The sequence below is a fragment of the Archangium sp. genome, assembly GCF_045802675.1.
GTDB lineage: Bacteria > Myxococcota > Myxococcia > Myxococcales > Myxococcaceae > Archangium.
Genome location: NZ_JBJMQO010000044.1, coordinates 1 through 18,724, shown reverse-complemented (window position 1 = coordinate 18,724; position 18,724 = coordinate 1). Strand labels below are relative to the sequence as shown.

General features: G+C 70.0%; 20 protein-coding genes. 8 read left to right on the top strand and 12 right to left on the bottom strand.

Features of this window, described 5'->3' with window-relative positions; all coding sequences use genetic code 11:
- Positions 1 to 4: 4 nt before the first annotated feature.
- From pdxA to ACJ8AN_RS13635, 5 genes are all read right to left on the bottom strand, one after another.
- Positions 5 to 976: a 4-hydroxythreonine-4-phosphate dehydrogenase PdxA gene (gene pdxA / locus ACJ8AN_RS13655; RefSeq protein ID WP_407755765.1), complete on the bottom strand. Its 972-nt coding sequence runs from the start codon at positions 974 to 976 to the stop codon at positions 5 to 7.
- A 24-nt stretch (positions 977 to 1,000) separates the two neighbouring features.
- The gene (locus ACJ8AN_RS13650; protein WP_407755764.1) at positions 1,001 to 1,972 is read right to left on the bottom strand and encodes a peptidylprolyl isomerase; all 972 of its coding nucleotides are present in this window, start codon (positions 1,970 to 1,972) and stop codon (positions 1,001 to 1,003) included.
- Between the two features lie 41 nt (positions 1,973 to 2,013).
- A complete protein-coding gene (locus ACJ8AN_RS13645; protein WP_407755763.1) occupies positions 2,014 to 3,015 on the bottom strand; it encodes a peptidyl-prolyl cis-trans isomerase in 1,002 nt (333 codons plus the stop codon).
- A 20-nt stretch (positions 3,016 to 3,035) separates the two neighbouring features.
- On the bottom strand, positions 3,036 to 4,070 hold the full coding sequence (locus tag ACJ8AN_RS13640; protein WP_407755762.1) for a peptidyl-prolyl cis-trans isomerase: 1,035 nt from the start codon (positions 4,068 to 4,070) through the stop codon (positions 3,036 to 3,038).
- Positions 4,071 to 4,136: 66 nt separating this feature from the next.
- Complete coding sequence (locus tag ACJ8AN_RS13635) at positions 4,137 to 5,153, bottom strand: alpha/beta hydrolase (RefSeq protein WP_407755776.1); 1,017 nt, start codon at positions 5,151 to 5,153, stop codon at positions 4,137 to 4,139.
- 175 nt (positions 5,154 to 5,328) lie between these two features.
- On the opposite strand from ACJ8AN_RS13635, the gene ACJ8AN_RS13630 reads away from it, so the two are divergent.
- From ACJ8AN_RS13630 to ACJ8AN_RS13620, 3 genes are all read left to right on the top strand, one after another.
- Positions 5,329 to 5,562 carry a CBS domain-containing protein gene (locus ACJ8AN_RS13630; RefSeq protein ID WP_407755761.1) on the top strand — a complete coding sequence of 78 codons (234 nt, stop codon included), beginning with the start codon at positions 5,329 to 5,331 and terminating at the stop codon, positions 5,560 to 5,562.
- Positions 5,563 to 5,610: 48 nt separating this feature from the next.
- On the top strand, positions 5,611 to 5,883 hold the full coding sequence (locus tag ACJ8AN_RS13625; RefSeq protein WP_407755760.1) for a GIY-YIG nuclease family protein: 273 nt from the start codon (positions 5,611 to 5,613) through the stop codon (positions 5,881 to 5,883).
- Between the two features lie 90 nt (positions 5,884 to 5,973).
- Entirely contained in the window at positions 5,974 to 7,305 is a 1,332-nt protein-coding gene (locus ACJ8AN_RS13620; RefSeq protein WP_407755759.1) for a sensor histidine kinase, read from the top strand.
- A gap of 16 nt (positions 7,306 to 7,321) precedes the next feature.
- Here the strand turns inward: ACJ8AN_RS13620 and ACJ8AN_RS13615 are convergent, their stop codons facing one another.
- Positions 7,322 to 7,630 carry a hypothetical protein gene (locus tag ACJ8AN_RS13615; protein WP_407755758.1) on the bottom strand — a complete coding sequence of 103 codons (309 nt, stop codon included), beginning with the start codon at positions 7,628 to 7,630 and terminating at the stop codon, positions 7,322 to 7,324.
- 98 nt (positions 7,631 to 7,728) lie between these two features.
- On the opposite strand from ACJ8AN_RS13615, the gene ACJ8AN_RS13610 reads away from it, so the two are divergent.
- Together ACJ8AN_RS13610 and ACJ8AN_RS13605 are read left to right on the top strand one after the other, a co-directional pair.
- Positions 7,729 to 8,013: a hypothetical protein gene (locus ACJ8AN_RS13610; protein WP_407755757.1), complete on the top strand. Its 285-nt coding sequence runs from the start codon at positions 7,729 to 7,731 to the stop codon at positions 8,011 to 8,013.
- 19 nt (positions 8,014 to 8,032) lie between these two features.
- Positions 8,033 to 8,554, top strand: a complete 522-nt coding sequence (locus ACJ8AN_RS13605; protein ID WP_407755756.1) for a B-box zinc finger protein — start codon at positions 8,033 to 8,035, stop codon at positions 8,552 to 8,554.
- A gap of 19 nt (positions 8,555 to 8,573) precedes the next feature.
- Here the strand turns inward: ACJ8AN_RS13605 and ACJ8AN_RS13600 are convergent, their stop codons facing one another.
- Together ACJ8AN_RS13600 and nudC are read right to left on the bottom strand one after the other, a co-directional pair.
- Entirely contained in the window at positions 8,574 to 9,266 is a 693-nt protein-coding gene (locus ACJ8AN_RS13600; protein WP_407755755.1) for a radical SAM protein, read from the bottom strand.
- A gap of 146 nt (positions 9,267 to 9,412) precedes the next feature.
- Positions 9,413 to 10,246, bottom strand: coding sequence for an NAD(+) diphosphatase (gene nudC, locus ACJ8AN_RS13595; protein ID WP_407755754.1), 834 nt, complete (start codon positions 10,244 to 10,246; stop codon positions 9,413 to 9,415).
- 61 nt (positions 10,247 to 10,307) lie between these two features.
- Between nudC and ACJ8AN_RS13590 the strand changes: the two genes are divergently transcribed.
- Positions 10,308 to 10,781 (top strand): cupin domain-containing protein, encoded by a 474-nt coding sequence (locus ACJ8AN_RS13590; RefSeq protein ID WP_407755753.1) that lies wholly within the window; start codon positions 10,308 to 10,310, stop codon positions 10,779 to 10,781.
- Positions 10,782 to 10,843: 62 nt separating this feature from the next.
- Here the strand turns inward: ACJ8AN_RS13590 and ACJ8AN_RS13585 are convergent, their stop codons facing one another.
- Together ACJ8AN_RS13585 and ACJ8AN_RS13580 are read right to left on the bottom strand one after the other, a co-directional pair.
- Positions 10,844 to 12,688 carry an ABC transporter ATP-binding protein gene (locus tag ACJ8AN_RS13585; RefSeq protein ID WP_407755752.1) on the bottom strand — a complete coding sequence of 615 codons (1,845 nt, stop codon included), beginning with the start codon at positions 12,686 to 12,688 and terminating at the stop codon, positions 10,844 to 10,846.
- Positions 12,685 to 14,472, bottom strand: a complete 1,788-nt coding sequence (locus tag ACJ8AN_RS13580; protein ID WP_407755751.1) for an ABC transporter ATP-binding protein — start codon at positions 14,470 to 14,472, stop codon at positions 12,685 to 12,687. The genes ACJ8AN_RS13585 and ACJ8AN_RS13580 overlap by 4 nt, the downstream gene beginning before the upstream one ends.
- A gap of 163 nt (positions 14,473 to 14,635) precedes the next feature.
- Here ACJ8AN_RS13580 and ACJ8AN_RS13575 point away from each other — a divergent pair, with 163 nt between their 5' ends.
- Together ACJ8AN_RS13575 and ACJ8AN_RS13570 are read left to right on the top strand one after the other, a co-directional pair.
- Positions 14,636 to 15,925, top strand: coding sequence for a DUF418 domain-containing protein (locus ACJ8AN_RS13575; protein ID WP_407755750.1), 1,290 nt, complete (start codon positions 14,636 to 14,638; stop codon positions 15,923 to 15,925).
- Positions 15,926 to 15,975: 50 nt separating this feature from the next.
- Positions 15,976 to 17,634, top strand: coding sequence for a M14 family zinc carboxypeptidase (locus ACJ8AN_RS13570; RefSeq protein ID WP_407755749.1), 1,659 nt, complete (start codon positions 15,976 to 15,978; stop codon positions 17,632 to 17,634).
- Positions 17,635 to 17,641: 7 nt separating this feature from the next.
- On the opposite strand, the gene ACJ8AN_RS13565 is transcribed toward ACJ8AN_RS13570, so the two are convergent.
- Together ACJ8AN_RS13565 and ACJ8AN_RS13560 are read right to left on the bottom strand one after the other, a co-directional pair.
- Complete coding sequence (locus ACJ8AN_RS13565; RefSeq protein WP_407755748.1) at positions 17,642 to 18,034, bottom strand: hypothetical protein; 393 nt, start codon at positions 18,032 to 18,034, stop codon at positions 17,642 to 17,644.
- Positions 18,035 to 18,063: 29 nt separating this feature from the next.
- Positions 18,064 to 18,552 carry a hypothetical protein gene (locus ACJ8AN_RS13560; protein ID WP_407755747.1) on the bottom strand — a complete coding sequence of 163 codons (489 nt, stop codon included), beginning with the start codon at positions 18,550 to 18,552 and terminating at the stop codon, positions 18,064 to 18,066.
- Between the last annotated feature and the right edge of the window lie 172 nt (positions 18,553 to 18,724).

Sequence of the window (18,724 nt, the reverse complement as noted above, 5' to 3'; positions counted from 1 at the left end):
GGAGTCAGCGCGAGGCGAGCCGGGCGGCCTTGAGCAGCGCCTCCGCCATGGGGACGCTGCTCGCCTTGCCCGTGCCCGCCAGGCTGTAGGCGGTGCCGTGGTCCGGCGAGGTGCGCGGCACCGGCAGTCCGAGCGTCACGTTCACGGTGCGCTCGAAGTCCAGGGCCTTGGCGGGGATGAGGCCCTGGTCGTGGTACATGGCGAGCACCACGTCATAGGGGAAGTCGTCCACCTGGGTGAACAGCCCGTCCGCCGCGAGCGGCCCGTGCGCGTCCACCTTCAGCAGGCGCGCGCGTTTGATGGCGGGGGTGAGGACCTCCACCTCCTCGCGTCCCAGCAGTCCGCCCTCGCCCGCGTGCGGGTTGAAGCTCAGCACGCCGATGCGCGGCGTGCGGCCCACCACGGGCCGGAGGCTGTTGGACAGCAGGTGCAGCTGGCTCGTCAGCCGCTCCACCGTCAGCATCCGAGACACGTCCGCCAGCGGCACGTGGTTGGTCGCCAGCGCGATGCGCACCCGGGGGCCGTCCATGAGCATCAGCACCTCGCGGCCGAAGGCCTCGGCCAGCACCTCGGTGTGTCCCATGAAGGGAATGCCCGCGCGGGAAATCTGCTCCTTGGACACCGGCGCCGTGCAGATCGCGTCCACGTGCCCGGCTCGAGCCGCCTCGATGGCCGCCTGGATGTATTGGTACTGGGCGCGGCCTCCGGCGCGGCTCGGCTTGCCGGGGACGCGGTGCTTCTGCGCCAGCTCCGTCACCACGCACACCGTGGGCCCGCTCACCCGCGTCAGCTCATCCGGCGTGACGCGGGTGTACTTCTGGAACCAGGCAAAGCGCTCCAGCGTGGGCCCGTCTCCGAAGACGACGGGCACCAACGCTCGGCGCACCTTGGGTTGGGAGAGGGCGTGCGCCGTGACCTCCGGGCCGATCCCGGAGACGTCTCCCAGTGAGATGCCTACGACGGGACGCTCGTTCACGCGCCAACCCCCTCCCGAAACCCTTCAGATTTTGACTTCGACGGACGCCTTCTGCCGCAGCTCGTTCACGTACTGCTCGACGAACTTCTCCGTCTTCTGCAGCTTCAGCCGGTTCTCCAGCTCGCCCTTCACCTGCTCGAAGGGCGCCACGTCCACCGAGCGCTTCTCCTCCACCTTCAGCACGTGCCAGCCGAACTGCGTGCGCACCGGCTCGCTCACCTCGCCCTCCTTGAGCGTGAAGGCCACCTTCTCGAAGGCCGGCACCATCACCCCGCGCCGGAAGAAGCCCAGGTCCCCGCCGTCCGAGGCGCTCGGGCCCTCGCTCTTCTTCTTCGCGAGCTCGGAGAAGTCCACGCCCGGCTTGCGCGCCTCCTCGGCCAGCGCCTCCGCCTTCTTGCGCGCCGCCTCCACCTGCTGCGGCGTCGCCTTCGGGTCCACCTGCACCAGGATGTGGCGCGCGTGCACCTCGGCGTCACCCGACTCCAGCTTGGTGTACTGGGTGTAGGCCGCCTTCAGGTCCTCCTCGGACACCTTCACCTTGGGGCTCACCTTGAGCTGCACCAGCTTCATGCGCGACATCTGCTTGCGCAGGAAGTCCTTGTAGGTGGCCACGGTGAAGCCCTCGCCCGACAGCAGCCGGTCGAACTGGGCGTCGTCGGTGACATTGTTCTGCTTCTTCACGTCCGCCACCGCCGCGTCCACCTCGGCGTCCGTCACGCTCAGGCCCAGCTCCTTGATCTGCTCCTCCATCAGCTTCTCGCCGATGAGGGTGTCCAGGGCCGCCTTGGTGATGCGGGTGCGCTCCTCGGCGCGCTTCTGCGGCTCCTTCACCGCCTGATTGAGCCGCGACAGCTCCGGCGCCGCGCGCTTCTCCACCTCGGACAGCGCGATGACGTCGCGGTTCACCACCGCCGCCACCCGGTCCACCATCTCGGCGCGTGCCACCGCGCCGCTCAGCACCAGCGCGGCCACCATCGTTCCGATCAGCTTCTTCATAGGCTTCCTCTTTCCGTGCCCGCGTCGAGGGGGACGGCTCGTCATTCTTCCCGGGCCGCCGGCTGCGTGGCCGGCTTGCCGCGAATGGCCTGGAGCGTGACCTCGTTCACCCATACCTGGGCCTTGGCCCGCAGCTCCTGCTCATACTTCGTCTGGGCTTCGGCCCGCCGCTGCTCCAGCAGCCGGGCCTCCACCTGCTCTCTCACGTCCGCGAACTCCAGCTTGCGGCCCGCCTTCTTCTCCAGCACCCGGAACAGGTGGTAGCCGTACTCCGTTTCCACCACGTCCGACACCTGGCCCACGCCCAGGTTGAACACCACCTGGTCGAAGGCCGGCGGCATCTGCCCCCGAGGGAAGAAGCCCAGGTCCCCTCCCACCTTGGCGTCCGCGCTCAGCGAGTACTTGCGCGCCAGCTCGGAGAACTTCTTGCCGGACTTGAGCTGCGCCTGCACCCGGCGCGCGTCGTCCATGCCCTTCACCACGATTTGCGCGGCGCGCACCCGCTCGGGCTCGGCGAAGTCGGCCTCGTGCGCCGCGTAGTAGGCGCGCAGCTCCTCCTCCGTCAGCGCCACGCGCGTGTACACCTCGCTGGCCAGCAGCTTCTCGATGGTGAGCCGCGTCGCCTCGCGCGCCTTGAGCTCCGCCATGGACAGCTGCCCCTGCGCCAGCACCTCGTTGAAGTTGCCGGCCGGGTAGTCGCTGGAGAGCCGCAGCACGCCCCGGTCCACCTCCTCGGGGGTTACCGTGACGTTGTGGGCGCGGGCCTCCTGCACCAGCACCATGCGCAGCACGAGCGTGTCGAGCAGGGCCCGCTTGTAGGGCTCCACCTCTTCCGGGGTGTGCTGGGGGGACTCGGTGGACGAGGCGGCGAGCTCGCGGCCCAGCTCGCGCTCGAAGTCCGCGCGCGCCAGCACCTCGCCATTCACCGTGGCGACGACGTTGGCGTCCGGGTCCTCCTTGTTCTTCTGGGGACAACCGGCGAGCCCCACGGCGAGCGCCACCGTGGCAAGCAACGGGGTGGCGCGGACGAAGACCTGACGCATGAAGGAGCTCCTCTCGACGGTCACGGTTGCTCCACGGCGGTGGGGGGGAAGGGGGCGGGGAGGGTGCCGGGCGGCGGGCCGATGGCGGGCTGCATGGGGGTGCTCATGTCCACGTGCACCCGCGAGAGCGCCGCGGCGTCCACCGTGAAGCCGGCGCGCTTCTCCAACCCGGAGAGCAGCTCCGCCCACGCCCGGGTGCGCTTGTCCTGGGTGAGGCGGCCGGAAATCTGCTGGCGCACGTCCTCGAGCTTCAAATCCAACGCCGACTGGTGCGCGGTGAGCTGCAGCACGTGCAGGCCCGCGTCCGTCTGCACCACGCCGCTGAGCGTCCCCGGGCCACCGGGCACCAGGGTGCGCGCGGCCTCGGCCACCTCGGGCCCGAAGTCCTGCGCGAGCACCTCGAGCGAGCGGTAGCGCAAATCCCCATCCAGGGGCTGCGTGCGGGGCTCCTCGCTGTGGGAGCGGGCCAGCCGGCCGAAGGCGGCGAAGTCGCGGGCGGGCAGGGCCTTCGCCTCGGCGAGCACCTTCTCCGCCTTCTGGCGCGCCGCCGTCACGCGGGCCGCGTCCTCGCGGGGCGCGGCGAGGAACACGTGCGAGAGCCGCACCTGCTCCGGCCGCACGTAGTCCTCCAGGTGGCTCTGGTAGTACGCGGCCACCTCGGCGCCGGTGACGGGGGGCTGGGCCTCGTCGAGCTGCGAGCGCATCAGCCGCGCCACCAGGGCGCGCTTGGTGCTGGCCACCACCTCGGGGTCGTTCTGCAGCCCGCGCGCGAGCGCCTCCTGCACGAGCAGCTCGAAGCGGGCCAGGCCCTCCACGTACTCGCGCTTCTGCTCGAGCGTCTGGTAGCGCTCGCGCAGCGCGGGGCTCATCTCCTCCAGGCGGCGGCGCAGCTCCTCGGCCGTCACCCCGTCCCCCTTCCAGGAGGCCACCGGCGTGCCGCCCGCCTGCTGGGGGGCATGACGGAAGTCCACGGTGGCGTGGCCCGGCGCGGGGCCGCGCTCGCAGCCCGAGAGGGCCAGCAGGGCGAGGGCGAGGAAGCGGGAGGCTGGGGACATGGGAGGTGCGGGGCCCGTGGGGTAGCACGCCGGGGGGGAGGGGACAACCAGGCGTCCCCCGGGGCGTTACGCCCGGGTCGCGTGCGCGGACAGGAACGCCTCCACCAGCGGGAAGATTTCGTCCGGTGCCCGACGTCCGAGAATCAGGTCGGCATGGCCGTAGTCCTCGGCGAAGCCATGCCCCCGCCCGGCCACCACCAGCTTCACCGGCCCGCCGAGGTGCTCCTGTGCCCGCGCCACGGCGAGCGGGGGAGCGAGCAGATCCTTGCTCCCCGCCAGCAGCATGACGGGCAGCTTCGCCCCGGCCAGCGGCTTGCGGTAGCAGGTGCCGTCCACCATGCAGAAGGAGTCGGTGGCAATCCAGTGGGCGAACTGACGCACCACGCCGCCGTAGAGGTCCGCGGGCACGTTGGCCAGCGCCTTGCGCACCACGTCCCCCTCCATGTTGGAGGCGAGCATCATGTAGCGGCTGAGCGGTCCCGGCGGCGCGCCGAAGAGGGCGATGCCCGTGATGCGCCGGGTGGGAATCACCTTCAGGCGCAAGAGGGGCTCAATGCGCTGGATGAAGCGCTTGAGGCCCGGCTGCACCGCGAAGGTGAAGGGGCTGCCCATGGCCACGGCGGCCCGGACGGGCGCTTGCGGGTTGCGCGCCAGATGGCCGTAGAGGGTGAGGCCTCCCTTGGAATGCCCCACCCAGAGAACTTCCTTGGCTCCCGTGGAGAGCACGGTTCGCAGGGCGCAGCGCACGTCGTGCTCGGCCTGGTCGTCGAAGGAGGCGTCGCCACACGGGCCCGCCAGCCCCCGGCCGCGCAGCTCCATCACCCAGGCCTCGAAGCCCGCCCGGGCCAGGTAGCGCGCCAGGCTGTAGCGCTCGTCGAAGTCCATGTGGAAGCGGTTGGCGCCCAGCCCGTGACAGAGGATGACGGGCTCGGCGAAGCGGCGCTCGCCCCGGGGGTGGTAGCGCCCCAGGGAGATGGCTGCCCCATCATCGGTGGGCACGCGGTACAGCTCGTCCGGCTTGAAGGACAGGGTGAGCAATCCCTCTCCCTCCCGATTCACAGCGCGGGAGAAGAGATCCGCCATCCGCGTCAGCCTGGGCCCGTTTCTGTTCGTCACGACCGGAATGTAATGCCCTCGCGTGCGAGTGCCGTGTCGAAAATCCCACGCACACACATGTCGGCAGAACGGTTGCAGTGCTCCTCCCTCGTTCAAGCCGGGAGGCTCGTGGATGCGGCAAAAGCCGACTCTAGCGGAAAGGTTGTCCTCGATCGAAGTCGCCCTCGTTCCCAGTGACACCCTCCTGCGTGCCCTGCGAGTGATGGAGCGGTACGACGTCTGTCTGCTCCCCGTCATGGGGGAGGCGGGAGGACTGGTGGGGCTCATCAGCCGGGAGCACGTGCTGTCGGCGTGGCGGGTGGACCCGCTGCTGCCGGTGTCGCTGGTGATGGCGGCGTGCGGCAAGCCGAGGGTCAGCGCGCCCGTCCCTCCCTGAAGGGCCGGGCAGACGCGGCGGGCCCCCGGACGGGGGCGGGCGTGCGCTATGGTGCCGCCCGCCGTGCCGGACGCCTGGACCGTCTACATGGTGCGCTGCCGGGATGGGACGCTCTACACCGGGGCCACCAACAACCTCGAGCGCCGCCTGGCCACCCACAACCGGGGCCGCGGCGCCGCCTACACCCGTGCCCGCCTGCCGGTGACGCTCGTCTGGAGCGAGCCGGCCGCCGACCGCGGCGCCGCCCTGCGCCGGGAGGCCGCCCTCAAGCGGCTCTCACGGGCCGAGAAACTCCGCCTCGTGGGACGGGTGCAACGCTGACCCAGGCTGGGTTCCGTTTGACCCTGTTTTATGCCAGTGTCGGGAGCCAAACGTTTCATTCCCTTGAAATCGGGGGAGACCGGCTCGGCCATGAGGCAGCAGGAGCAGCACGGGGCAGAAACCCTGGACAACCCGGAGACGCCGCCTCCTGGCGAGGAGTTGGTGCTCCGGGATGAGCAGCGCCTGCTGTACATGCTGGCCCTCACGTATCTGCCCTTCTGGGTGGTGGACTCCATGTCCGTGGGGCGGCCGGCGTGGGACACGCTGGCGCTGCGGCTGGTGTGGTCGGCGCTGACGGGGGTGATGGGCTGGTGGCTCGCGCGGGTGAGGGCGTCCGCCCGGCGGTGGCTGCGCACCCTCGCCGGGGTGGTGGTGCCCAACGTCTTCCTGGGGCTGGTGGTGCACCGGCTGGGGGGCTCGGGCAGCCCGGTGTTCGGCTGGTTCTGCGTGATGCCGGTGATGACGCTCATGGTGTCGCGGGGCGAGCCCTGGCAGTGGGTGCTGAGCACGCTGATGCCGGTGGCGGTGGTGGGCGCGGTGATGGGGGTGGAGGGGACGCCGCCTGCGCGGATGGTGACGTGGATGCTGCTGCTGGTGGGGGCCGGAGGGGTGGGGACGCAGATGAGCGTCTTCTACCGGCGGCTGCAGCTGGCGCGGGTGAAGGCCGAGGACGAGCAGCGCGCGGTGCGCGAGGAACTGGAGGCGTCGCAGGAGCGGGTGCTGCAGGCCGAGCGGCTGGCGCAGGTGGGGCGGCTGGCGGCGGGCGTGGCGCACGAGGTGAAGAACCCGCTGGCGTACGTGCAGGCCAACCTGCGCTTCCTCTTGGAGGAGTGGCGGCAGCCGACGACGGGCGCGACGGACAGCGAGTACACCGAGGCCCTGCAGGAGACGATGCAGGGGGTGGAGCGCATCCATCAAATCGTGAAGGACCTCACGGCGCTCTCGCGGGCGGAGGAGTCGGTGGAGGGGGTGGGGCGGTGCGAGCTGGCGCCGGTCATCGACGCGAGCGTGCGGCTGGCATCGGTGCGGCTCAAGTCGCTGGTGAAGCTGGCGGTGGAGGTGCCGGGGGAGACGGCGGTGCTGGCCGAGCCGAGGCGGCTGGGTCAGGTGCTGCTCAACCTGCTGCTGAACGCGGCGGACGCCATCGAGGACGCGCGGGTGCAGGACGGGCGGGTGGCGGTGCGCGTGGCGGTGGAGGCCGGGCGGGTGCGGGTGCTGGTGGAGGACAACGGGCCGGGGATCGCGGCGGAGAACCTGGCGCGGCTCTTCACGACCTTCTTCACCACGAAGGCGCCGGGGAAGGGGACGGGGCTGGGGCTGGCGCTGTCGAGGCAGTACGTGGAGTCGTTCGGCGGCACGCTGCGCGCGGAGAACCGCCCCGAGGGCGGCGCGCGCTTCATCGTGGACCTGCCGACGGCGTAGCCCCTCGGGGGCGCGCTCAGGCCGCGGACGGGGTGGCGGGCGGCGGCTGCTGCGCCTTCTTCTGCTTCTTCGAGCGCATCACCACGAAGACGATGCCCAGGATGAGGAAGAGCCCCGCGCCGATGAGCGTGCCGTAGAGCTGGTAGCTCAGCAGCTGCGACGAAATCTGCCGGACGACCTGGGGCAGGTCGCACATCATCTGCGTCGACTGGAAGCGGGTCGTGTTGTCCCACTCGAGCCATTTCGGCGCCAGCCACGAAGCCGTGGCCAGGCCGAGAAAAGCCCCCGCGAGCAGGAAGGTCAGCAGCGTCTTCAGAGTGGCCATCGTCCGGGTACCTCGGTGAGGAGACGTGGGAGCGTCCTTTAGCACGCAATGTGCTCACGGGGACCACGTCCCGGCGACAGCCGTGCTATCTGAGGGCCGTGCCGCTCCTCCCTCTTGCCGCCCTGTTCGGCGTCATCACGCTCGTCTGCGCCGCCTTCCTGCTCGTCCACGCGTTCCGCCGCAGCCTGGGGACGGGGATGATGGTGCTGCTCATTCCCTTCTACGTGCTCGTCTACGCCTTCAGTCAGTTCGAGCACCCGCGCAAGAACCTCATCCTCGCGGGCTTCTTCGGCGGCACCGTGCTGGCCGCCGTCTTCCTCGGCCTGGGCGCCCATGCGCTGGAGCAGGTGATGCTCCGCCCGCCCCCTCCTCCCGTCTTCTGACCCGACGCGACGCGCGCCCGTGGCTCCCGTTCCGGACCCGACCGCCTTCGCCTCGGCCCGCTGCCCCGAGCATCAGCGGGCGGCCGTCGCCACCTGCGTGCGCTGCGGTACCTTCCTGTGCGGCGAGTGCACCGAGCTCCTCGGTGATGCCGCGTACTGCGCCTCCTGCGTCGCCTTCGTCCGCTCGCACGCCGCCCCCTCCCAGCTGCTCAAGGTGATGATCGGCCTGGAGGTCATCGCCCTCGCGTCCATTCCGCTGGTGATGCTCCTGCCCGTCCGGGCCCTGGTGCGCGTGGGGGAGGCCGTCGTCGCCGTGGCGATTCTTCAGCGCGTGCCGGTGCTCAACGCCGCCGCCGCCGGACTCGGATTCTGGGCGGCCACCCGCGAGCGGCGCCGCCTCCTGCTCGAGGGGCTCGCCGTGTCTCCGTGGGTCCGCTGGGGCCGCGCGCTGGCCTGGATGAACCTGGCCTTCGTCGCGCTCCAGGCCGTCCTGCTGGTCCGGGGCCTCGTCCTCCTCTACAGCCGCATGCCGCGGCCCTGAGGCACGACGGGCCCCTCGCTCACACCCCGCGCTCGTTCGGGTCCCAGATGTACTTGTGCATCTGCAGCTGGAAGCGCACCGGCAGCCTGTCCTCGATGACCCACTCGGCCAGCGCCTTCGTCGTGAGCTTGCCGTAGACGGTGGAGAAGAGCAGCCCATAGGGCTTCTCCAGCAGCCGGTGCTCGGCGATGAGCCGCTTGGACCACTCGTAGTCCTCGCGGCTGCCGATGACGAACTTGAGCTCGTCCTGGGCGTTCATCGACGTGAGGTTGCGGTAGTCATTGCGGTCGCTCTCGCCCGAGGACGGCGTCTTCATGTCCACGATTTTATGGACCGCCGCGGGCACCAGCCGCACGTCGATGGCGCCGCTCGTCTCCAGCAGCACGATGAGACCCGAGGCCAGCAACTCCTCCATCAGCGGATACACGCCGGGCTGGAGCAGGGGCTCGCCACCGGTGACCTCGACGCGGGACGCGCCGAGCGCCTTCACCTGGGCCACCACGTCTGGAATCTTCATGCGCGAGCCGCCGTGGAAGGCGAACTCGCTGTCGCAGTAGGAGCAGCGCAGGTGGCAGCCGGTGAGGCGCACGAAGGAGCAGAGCAGTCCCGCGTGCGAGGACTCGCCCTGCACGGAGAGGTAGATCTCCTTGACCACCACCGAGTCAGCGGTGGGAACACGACGGGGCTCGATATGGGGACGGGCGAGGGGCATGGAGGAGTCCGGGGGCCCCTGCTTCAACCCCACCCGGAGGCGGGATGCAAGCGGCGAGGCCCCGCCAGACTTCAACGTCCCGACGGCTCACGGGATTTCCAGGCGCCTGACTGGCTCGGGAGCGAGCGAGCCCCGGCACGCGGGTGTCAGCCCTGGCCGTGGCGCGCCTTCACCTGGGCGAGGAAGGTGTCGATGAGCTGACGGGCGATGCTCAGGCGCGGGGGCAACTGGGGGAGGTTGTCGGGGGTGAACCAGGCCGCCTCGGCGATCTCCTGGCCATCCACCTGGATGTCGCCGCCGGCGTACTCGGCGGTGAAGCCCAGCATGAGCGAGCGGCCGAAGGGCCACGGCTGGCTGCCGAAGTAACGCAGGTTCTTCACCTCGACGCCGACCTCCTCCTTCACCTCGCGCACCACCGTCTCCTCGAGCGACTCGCCGACATCGACGAAGCCGGCGAGGGTGCTGAAGAAGGCGCCGGGGAAGTTGGCGTTGCGCGCGAGCAGCATCGCGTCGCCGCGGGTGATGAGCACGATGACCGCGGGGGAGATGCGCGGATAGTAGGGCGTGCGGCAGACGGGGCAGCGGCGCGCGCGCTCGCCGGGGACGTGCACCGTGGGTTGACCGTCGCGTCCACAGAAGCGGTGGGTGAGGTCCCACTCGGCGATGGCGAGCGCCCGGCCGGCGACGGCGAAGAGGGACTCGTCCACGCGGGTGTAGAGGCCGCGTGCGGGGACGAGCTTGTAGCCCGCGGGAGGCTCGGTGTCGTGGGGGAGGGGCGTGGCGTAGCAGTCCACGCCCTCGAGCGAGCCGAGGTAGTTGGCCTCGGCGGCGAGCGAGGGCAGCTCCGCGCCGGTGGGGAAGTGCACGGCGCCATCGCGCTCGGCGACGAGGAGCTCGAGTCCACGCGCGACGAAGAGCAGGGCGGTGTCGCGCGGGCGCGCGGGGGCATCGTATGCGGGGATGAATCGAGGCTGGCTCACGCGCGGCACCATAGCGGGAGCGGGTCCGCCGGGGCAGGGACTCCGTGTTAGGAATGTTTGCATGAAACGCACTGCGCTCCTGACGGCCCTGCTCTGTGTCTCCGCTGGCTGTGCCCGCGTCCCCACCGTGCCCGTCCGCCACGTGGTGGCCAGTGCGGACGCACCCGCGTTCCGCATCTCCCAGGGGAAGGGCACCGCGACCCTGCTCGTCAACGAGGAGACCGGAGCCCGAGCCGCTTCCATGGGCATCCTGGAGCTGGAGGGTGGCGCCGGAGTGCCCGAGCACATCCATGAGAACAGCGTGGAGATGCTCTACGTGGAGGAGGGCGGGGCGGAGATGACCATCGAGGGCCAGGTGATGCCCGTGAAGCAGGGCGATGCCATCTACATTCCTGCGGGCACGCGTCACGCGGCGCGCATCCCCGAGGGCACCGGGCGCTTCCGCGCCGTGCAGGTGTACGTGGGCCCCGGCCCCGAGCAGCGCTTCCGCAAGGGCGAGCCTGTGAAGCCCGCGGCCGCCACCTCCACTCCGTGAAGAAGCGCCCGGGTGGGCTGGCGGCCGAGAAATCCAGGGCCGCCAGCGCCTGACGGGGCGCGCTACGCCTTCGCGGTGCGCAGGTCTCCGCTCGCGAGCTTCGCGGGCTCGGCGGGAGGCGCCGGCTCGCGGAACTGGCGGTGGTACAGCTCCGCGTACAGGCCATTGCGGGCCATCAGCTCGTCATGGGTGCCGCGCTCGGTGATGCGCCCGGCGTCGATGACGAGGATGAGGTCCGCGTTGCGGATGGTGCTCAGCCGGTGCGCGATGACCACGCTGGTCCGGCCCGCCAGCAGCGTGGAGAGCGCCCGCTGGATGAGCGCCTCCGTGCGCGTGTCGATGTTCGCCGTCGCCTCGTCGAGGATGAGCACGCGCGGATCCGCGATGACCGCCCGAGCGAACGCGAGCAGCTGCCGCTGGCCCACGCTCAACGTGGCACCGCCCTCGCCCAGCACCGAGTCGTAGCCCTTGGGCAACGCGGCGATGAAGTCGTGCGCATACACCGCGCGCGCAGCCTGTTCGATTTCCTCGCGGCTCGCGCCCGGCCGGCCGTAGCCGATGTTCTCCGCGATGGTGTCGGAGAACAGGAAGGGCTCCTGAATCACCGTGGCCATCTGCTTGCGCAGGCTCGAGCGCTTCACCTGTTTGACGTCCAGCCCGTCCAGCCGCACCACGCCCGCCGTCGCGTCGTAGAAGCGCGGAATGAGGTTGGCCACCGTCGTCTTCCCCGCGCCCGTGCGGCCCACCAGCGCCACCGTCTGCCCGGGTTGCACCTCGAAGCTCACCTCGTGCAGCACCGGGTGCTCGGCGTCGTAGGCGAAGGACACGTTGTAGAACGTGATGCGCCCCTGCGCCCGGTCCAGCTCTACCGCGTCCGGGGCGTCGGCGGGCTCGCGCGTCTCGTCGAAGATGGCATAGATGCGCTCGGCGCCCGCGAGCGCCGACTGCATCTGCGTGTACACCGACGCCATGAGTTGCACCGGCCGGAAGAACTGCTGCACGTAGATGAGGAACGCCGCGAGCAGGCCCACGGTCAGCTTCCCCTGGAGCGCCAGGTAGCCGCCGTAGCCAATGACGAGCGCCGTGGCGAGCGTGGACAGCATGTCCATCGCCGGGGAGAACGCCGAGGTCACTCCCACCGCGGCCACGTTGGCATCGCGGTTGGCCGCGTTCCGGTTGCGGAAGCGCTGGATGTTCACGTCCGTGCGGTTGAAGGCCTGTGCCTGCCGCACGCCGACGATCTCCTCCTGCAGCTCCGCCGTCACGTTGCCCGCCGTCTGCCGCGTCTTGCGGTAGGCGTTCCGGGCCCGGGCGGCGAAGAAGCGGGTGGTGAGCAGCATCACCGGAATGAGCGTGAAGCACGCCAGCGCCAGCGGGACGTTGAGCGCGAGCATCGCCGCCAGCACACCAAACAGTCCCAGCATCGAGCCCAACAACTGCGTCAGCCCCATCGAGAAGAACTGGTTGATGGTGTCGACGTCGCTGAGCAACCGGCTCATCAAATCGCCGATGGGCCGCTTGTCGAAGTACGACAGGGGCAGGGCCTGGAGCTGCTCGAAGAGCCGGGTGCGCATCGACGAGAGCACCTCCTGCCCCGCCGAGCCCACGCGCCACGTCTGGGCCCGTCCGGACACCGCGCCCGCGCCGTAGACGACGAGCAATAGCAGCATGGTGCGCAGCAGGCCCTCGGAATCGTGGCCTCCGATGTCGCGGTCGATCGCCCGGCTCACCAGGTACGGACCGGCGGCCTGCGTCAGGGCTCCCACGACGATGAACCCCAGGGCCACCAGCAGCCTGCTCCGGAACGGCCGCAGCTCGGCCACCAGCCGGCGAGCCACCGCGCCACGATTGGACGCGCGCTGGATCTCCACCTCCGCCATGGACTCGAGACTTCCTGGCCTTCTCATGCCGCCTCCGCGGTCCCGGGCTGCAGCTGCGAGCCGAGAATCTCGTTGTAGAGCGGGCTCGTGGCGAGCAGCTGCTCATGGGTTCCTTGCGCCACCACCTTGCCCTCGTCGAGCACCAGGATGAGGTTCGCGTCGCGCACCGTGCTGATGCGCTGGGCGATGACGATGGCGGTGCGGTTCGCGCCGCGCATCAGCCTGTCGAGCGCCCCTTGGATGGCGGCCTCCGTCTCGGCGTCCACCGCCGAGGTGCTGTCGTCCAGGATGAGCAACCGCGGATCCGTGAGCAGCGCCCGGGCGATGGCCAGGCGCTGGCGCTGGCCTCCCGAGAGCCCCACGCCGCGCTCGCCCACCACCGTGTCGTAGCCCTGCGGCAGCCCGGCGATGAACTCCGCCGCCTGGGCCGCCTGGGCCGCGGCCTCAATCTGCTCCCGCGTCGCCTCTGGGCGGCCGTAGGCGATGTTCTCGCGCACCGTGCCGGAGAAGAGCAGGGCGTCCTGCAGTACCACGCCAATCTGCGAGCGCAGGCTGGAGAGCGTCACCTCGCGCACGTCGTGCCCGTCGAGGAGCACCGCGCCTCCCGTCGCGTCATAGAAGCGCGGCAGCAGGTTGATGATGGTGCTCTTGCCCGAGCCCGTCGTCCCGAGAATCGCCACGAGCTGTCCCGGCTCGGCGACGAAGCTCACCCCGCGCAGGATTTCGCGCTCGCTGCCCGCGTAGCGGAAGCGCACGTCGCGGAACTCGACGCGGCCCTGGACGGACGGCAGCGGCGTGGCCCCGGGCTTGTCGGCCACCTCCACCTGGGTGTCGAGCAGCTCGAACACGCGCAGCGCGGACGCCCCGGCGCGGGAGATCTGCGCCGCGATGAAGCCCAGCGTCATGAGGGGCATCATCAGGAAGCCCAGGTAGGAATTGAACGCGAGCAGCTCCCCGAGGCTCAGCTTGTCGCGGAAGATGAGCAGGCCTCCCACGCCCACCACCACGAGCGTGCCGAGGTTGGCGAAGAAGTTCACGAAGGGGAAGTTACTGGAGATGGCCTCGATGATGCCCAGGTTGTGTCCCAGCAGCTCCTGGTTGATGCGCTGGTAGCGGGCGGCCTCGCGGGCCTCACCGGAGAAGGCGTGCACCACGCGGATGCCGCGCAGGTCCTCTTGGAGCACCGTGTTGAGCCGGCTGAGCGTGCCCTGAATCTTGCCGAACAGCGGGCCCATCTTCATCACGAAGTTGCGCAGCAGCCAGAGGATGGGCGCGATGCTCGCCAGCGCCGTCACCGCGAGCACGGGGTTGATGCTCAGCAGCAGCACCGCGCACCCCACCAGCATGACGAGCGACGCGGCGAGCTGCACCACGCCCGTGCCCACGAAGGTGCGCACCTGCTCGACGTCGTTGGTGAGCCGGGTGAGCAGCTGGCCCGTCTGCGCCTGGTCGTAGTAGCTGAAGCTCAGCCGCTGGATGCGCACGAAGAGCGCGTCGCGCAGGTCGAAGGCGACGCCCTGGGACACGCGCTCGGCGAGGTAGCCCTGTAGGAAGTTGAAGAGCCCTCGCGCCAGCGCGATGCCCACCAGTCCTCCCACGGCCGCGAGCACCGTATTGGCCTCACCCCGGGCGATGCCGTGGTCGATGGCCAGCCGCACCAACTGCGGCGCGGCGAGGTTGGTGGCCGAGACCAGCAGCAGCGACACGAGCGCGCCCGCCGTCTCCAGCTTGTACCGCCTCAGATATTCGAGCGCCCGCCACACGGCCTTACCGCCGCCCGCCGGGAGCTGTGGCCTTCGTCCTGGTTCCATGAGGGGATGACGTACTCAAGCGAGCCGCGAGTCGCAACGTCCGCACGCCACGGGCGTACGACTTCCACGCGAAGTGTGGCCTGGGCCCCCGTGCTTGACCCCTGGGAGAGGCCCGCGTCTGCTGGACGCCATGCCCAGCACTGCTCCCTTGGCACCCCAAGAGATGGCCGGAGCGCGCCCCGTCGATGCCAGCGAGCGCATCGCCCTGCTCGACGTCCTGCGTGCCTTCGCTCTGTGCGGCGTGTTCGTCTCGAACGCCTATGTGCACCTGAGCGGCCGGAGCTTCCTGCCCAGGGAGAGCGCCGCGGCCCTGATGTCCTCGGGCGTGGATGTCGTCACCGACTGGCTCTTCAACCGGCTGGTGTCCGAGAAGGCCATGTCCACCTTCTCGTTCCTCTTCGGCCTCGGCTTCGCCATCCAGCTGGGCCGGGCCGAGGCTCGCGGGGCCTCCATCGTCCCCGTGTACCGCCGGCGGCTGGGCGTGCTCCTGCTGCTCGGCGTCACGCACCTCTTCGCGCTCTGGTACGGCGACGTCCTTCACCTGTACGCGGTGATGGGCTTCGTGCTCCTGCTGTTCCGCGGGTTGCCCGACAGGAGGCTCATCGTCTGGAGCCTGGTGCTCATCCTCGGTGCCTCGGCCACGGTCTCCGCCATCATGATCTACGTGCCGCAGCTCGCGGGCACACCGGAAGCCGTGCAGGCGGCCTCCAAGGCGAAGCAGGCGATGCTGGCGAACATCCGGAGCGAGACGCTGGCCGGTTTCCAGAGCGGTTCCTACCTCGCCACGGTGCGGGCCAATGCCTTCTTCTATTGGAAGGTCTTCCTCAAGCCCATGACGGCGGCCCACGCGCTGATCACCCTCGGCCGATTCCTCCTCGGTCTGCTGGCCGGACGGCGGAGGCTCTTCCACGACGTGGAGGCGAACCGTCCCCTCTTCCGCCGGCTCCTCGGGTGGGGGCTGGGCCTGGCCGTGTTGGGCACCGGGGTGGCCCTGCTCGTCGACCACCTGCTCAACACCGGGGTCCTCTCCAAGCCGGCGCAGTGGTGGAGGGTCCTCTCTCCGGTGGCCTGGGAGCTGAGCGTCCTTGGCCTCTGCGCGTTCTACGTGGCCGGCGTCTCGCTGCTCTTCCTGCGTCCCCGGGCGCGGCGGTGGCTCTCGGTGTGGGCCCCCGCGGGCCAGATGGCGTTGACGAACTACCTGAGCCAGACCGTCATCAGCCAGTTCATCTATTACGGCTATGGGCTCAACCTCATCGGCAAGCTGCACCCCCTGCCGTGCCTCGCGCTCATGTTCGCGCTCTTCTGGGTGCAGGTCGGCGTGAGCCACCTCTGGCTGGCACGCTTCCGCTTCGGCCCCGTCGAGTGGCTGTGGCGCTCGCTCACCTACGGCAAGCTCCAACCGATGCGCCGCGCCGCGGCACGCGCGGAGCAGAGCGTGGTGCCCGCTGTCTGACCGACGCAAATGCTTGACCCCACGGATGCGGGGCGCTCGGATGCGCCCCCATGACCGAGCTGCTCACCCGCGCCGAAGCCTCCAACTACAAGGAAACCTCACGTCACGCTGACGTGCTCGCCTTCGTCGACGAGCTCTGCCGCCGCACGAAGCTCGCGAAGCGCGTGGACTTCGGAAAGAGCGGCGAGGGCCAGCCCATGACGGCGCTCATCGTGAGCGACCGTGGCTGCTTCACCCCCGAGCTCGCCCGCAAGCAGAAGAAGATCATCGTGATGGTGGAGGCCAACATCCACGCCGGTGAGGTCGAGGGCAAGGAGTCCGTGCTCGCGCTCGCTCGCGATCTCACCCTCACGAAGCTCGGCGCGAAGCTGCTCGACAAGCTGTGCCTGGTGCTGATTCCGGACTTCAACCCCGACGGCAACGACCGCATCAGCCCCAACAACCGCAAGCTGGACTTGAAGAACCTCGAGGGCCAGGTGAACCCCGAGGGCGGCGTGGGCACGCGCTACACGGGCGAGGGCTGGAACCTCAACCGTGACAGCATGAAGCAGGAGGCGCCCGAGACGCGCTGCCTCGCGAAGCTCTACCAGGAGTGGTGGCCGCACCTCTTCATCGACTGCCACACCACCGACGGCAGCATCCACGCCTTCGAGCTCACCTACGACACGTCGCACTCGAACGAGCCGCTCTTCTCCGAGCTGCGCTCCTTCAACCGCGTGATGCTCGAGCGCGTGGCCAAGGCCGTGAAGACGCGCCACGGCTTCGACAGCTTCTGGTACGGCAACTACAAGAACGAGGGTGTCCCCCGCTCGGGCTGGCACACCTATCCCGCGCTCCCGCGCTTCGGCAGCCACTACCGCGGGTTGCTCGGCCGGCTCGACGTGCTGCTCGAGACCTACAGCTACATCGGCTACGAGCGCCGCTGCGAGGTGATGCGCGCGTGGTTGCTCGAGCTGTTCCGTGACGCGGCCAAGAACGCCACCTCCTACCGCGCCATCACCGGCCTCGAGGCGGAGCACATCCTCGCGCGCGGCGAGTCGCCGGACCCGCAGGCGCTCGTGGGCATCAACTACGGCGTGGCCACGCGCGACGACAAGGGCGCGCTCGTGTTCGAGTACCCCGCCTACGCGAAGCCCGGCGACATGGCCGCCATCCAGGCCTACGACGAGGCCAGCATCGCCGAGCGCCGCTACCCCGGTAAGCGCAAGAAGTCCTATCAGGCCCCGCACCACCGCACGTTCGTGCCCACCCTCGCGGTGAGCACGCCCTCGGCGTACCTCGTGCCGGCCGAGCTGGCCTCGAGGCTCGAGGGACACGGCATCCGCTTCGAGCGGCTCGACGCGTCCCGGCGCTTCACGGTGGACAGCTACCGCGTGGCCCGCCGCGAGGAGACGTTCAGCCCCGACGTCGCCGCGAACGTGCCCCCGCCCGGCCAGGCCGAGGTGCCGCTCAGCCAGAAGCCCAAGCCCGTGCGCTTCGAGACCGTGCTCACCGTGTCCCCTGAGCGCACCACGCGCGAGTTCCCCGCGGGCACGCTGCTCGTCCCCACCGCGCAGCGCGCCGGCACGCTCGCCGTGTACCTGCTCGAGCCGCACTCGGACGACGGCCTCTGCCGCTGGCAGTTCCTCGACAAGCACATCCAGGTGGGCGAGCTCTACCCGGTGCACCGCGTGGTGGAGGCCGCTGGCGCGCCGAAGAAGGCCGAGTGACGGCGCTCTACGTCCCGGGCTTGTGAGGGGGCAGCTCCTCCGGCAGCGGTATCCGGACGAGCTTCAGCCCCTTCGGCCCGCGGTCGACGACGGTGAAGCCCTGGCCCCCCACCCGGATGAGCTGACCGTCTTGGGCCGCGCCACTCGCGAGCCAGTTCTCCGCTTCTTCCCGCGAGACGAACGTGTGGGCGATCTTGACGCCCTCCACGGCCGGGGTGGTGAGCTTGCGGAAGAACTCGCGGAACTCGTCGAGCTTCCGCACGTCATCGCGGACGAAGAGCAACGCCGCCGCGCAGACCCGGAGTGCCTCGTCCTCCGGCGAGCCCTCGGGGTGCTGTCTGCTCACCGATTCCACGGTCCGGAGGAGGGTGTCCACATCGAAGTTTGGATTGTATTTCATGGGCAGACCGTGACCGTGGATGACAGGCATTAGAGGGCGAGGGGCGCCAGGAGCAGCGCCCCGGAGCCGCCCGTGACGAGGATGAAGGCGGTACCCGCGACGATGACGACGGTGCCGAGCGCCACTTCCGGCTTGTGGCTCCGAATCCAGTCGCGCGCCGCGTCGAGGCTCGAGAACTCGAGGGGAGGGCGTTTCTTCACCTTCTCCGCCTGCTCCTTCTCCAGCTCCTCAATGCAAGACATGTATTGCTTGCGGCACTCCCGGGTGCAGTATTCGTAGTACCACTCGTTGTGCTCGACGTGCGGGTAGGGCTGCCGTGAGGACTCCCAGCATCTGGTGAAGCATTGGTTGAGCGCGTCATCGCAGTCGTAGCCCGCGCCCCCCGTCCCGAGCGCACTGCCCACGCCGCTCGCGTCCTCGTCGACGACGTAGGTGCGTGCCCCGTCGCGCGCGGCTCGTGCATGGCCGCAGCCCGACCACGCCACCGCCGCGGCCATCAGCAGTGCCAGCAGTCGCAAGGCTTCCCCCGCGTGGTGGCCCTATCTCCTCGCGGCTCCGAGCGGCGCTTCCAGGCCATACCCCATACTCCCGTCGAAAAAGTCAATGATTTCGGACGGTTGGGGGGGGGGGGGGGGGGGCTGTACAAAAGTTAAGTAAAGTCGCCCCCTCGGGACGCCCCCCCCACCCGGT

Excerpts from the sequence above, each read along its gene's own strand:
- ACJ8AN_RS13650 (WP_407755764.1), bottom strand. The coding sequence starts at position 1,972 with ATGAAGAAGCTGATCGGAACGATGGTGGCCGCGCTGGTGCTGAGCGGC.
- ACJ8AN_RS13645 (WP_407755763.1), bottom strand. The coding sequence starts at position 3,015 with ATGCGTCAGGTCTTCGTCCGCGCCACCCCGTTGCTTGCCACGGTGGCG.
- ACJ8AN_RS13640 (WP_407755762.1), bottom strand. The coding sequence starts at position 4,070 with ATGTCCCCAGCCTCCCGCTTCCTCGCCCTCGCCCTGCTGGCCCTCTCG.
- ACJ8AN_RS13635 (WP_407755776.1), bottom strand. The coding sequence starts at position 5,153 with ATGGCGGATCTCTTCTCCCGCGCTGTGAATCGGGAGGGAGAGGGATTG.
- ACJ8AN_RS13625 (WP_407755760.1), top strand. The coding sequence starts at position 5,611 with ATGGTGCCGCCCGCCGTGCCGGACGCCTGGACCGTCTACATGGTGCGC.
- ACJ8AN_RS13620 (WP_407755759.1), top strand. The coding sequence starts at position 5,974 with ATGAGGCAGCAGGAGCAGCACGGGGCAGAAACCCTGGACAACCCGGAG.
- ACJ8AN_RS13615 (WP_407755758.1), bottom strand. The coding sequence starts at position 7,630 with ATGGCCACTCTGAAGACGCTGCTGACCTTCCTGCTCGCGGGGGCTTTT.
- ACJ8AN_RS13600 (WP_407755755.1), bottom strand. The coding sequence starts at position 9,266 with ATGCCCCTCGCCCGTCCCCATATCGAGCCCCGTCGTGTTCCCACCGCT.
- ACJ8AN_RS13590 (WP_407755753.1), top strand. The coding sequence starts at position 10,308 with ATGAAACGCACTGCGCTCCTGACGGCCCTGCTCTGTGTCTCCGCTGGC.
- ACJ8AN_RS13585 (WP_407755752.1), bottom strand. The coding sequence starts at position 12,688 with ATGAGAAGGCCAGGAAGTCTCGAGTCCATGGCGGAGGTGGAGATCCAG.
- ACJ8AN_RS13580 (WP_407755751.1), bottom strand. The coding sequence starts at position 14,472 with ATGGAACCAGGACGAAGGCCACAGCTCCCGGCGGGCGGCGGTAAGGCC.
- ACJ8AN_RS13575 (WP_407755750.1), top strand. The coding sequence starts at position 14,636 with ATGGCCGGAGCGCGCCCCGTCGATGCCAGCGAGCGCATCGCCCTGCTC.
- ACJ8AN_RS13570 (WP_407755749.1), top strand. The coding sequence starts at position 15,976 with ATGACCGAGCTGCTCACCCGCGCCGAAGCCTCCAACTACAAGGAAACC.
- ACJ8AN_RS13565 (WP_407755748.1), bottom strand. The coding sequence starts at position 18,034 with ATGAAATACAATCCAAACTTCGATGTGGACACCCTCCTCCGGACCGTG.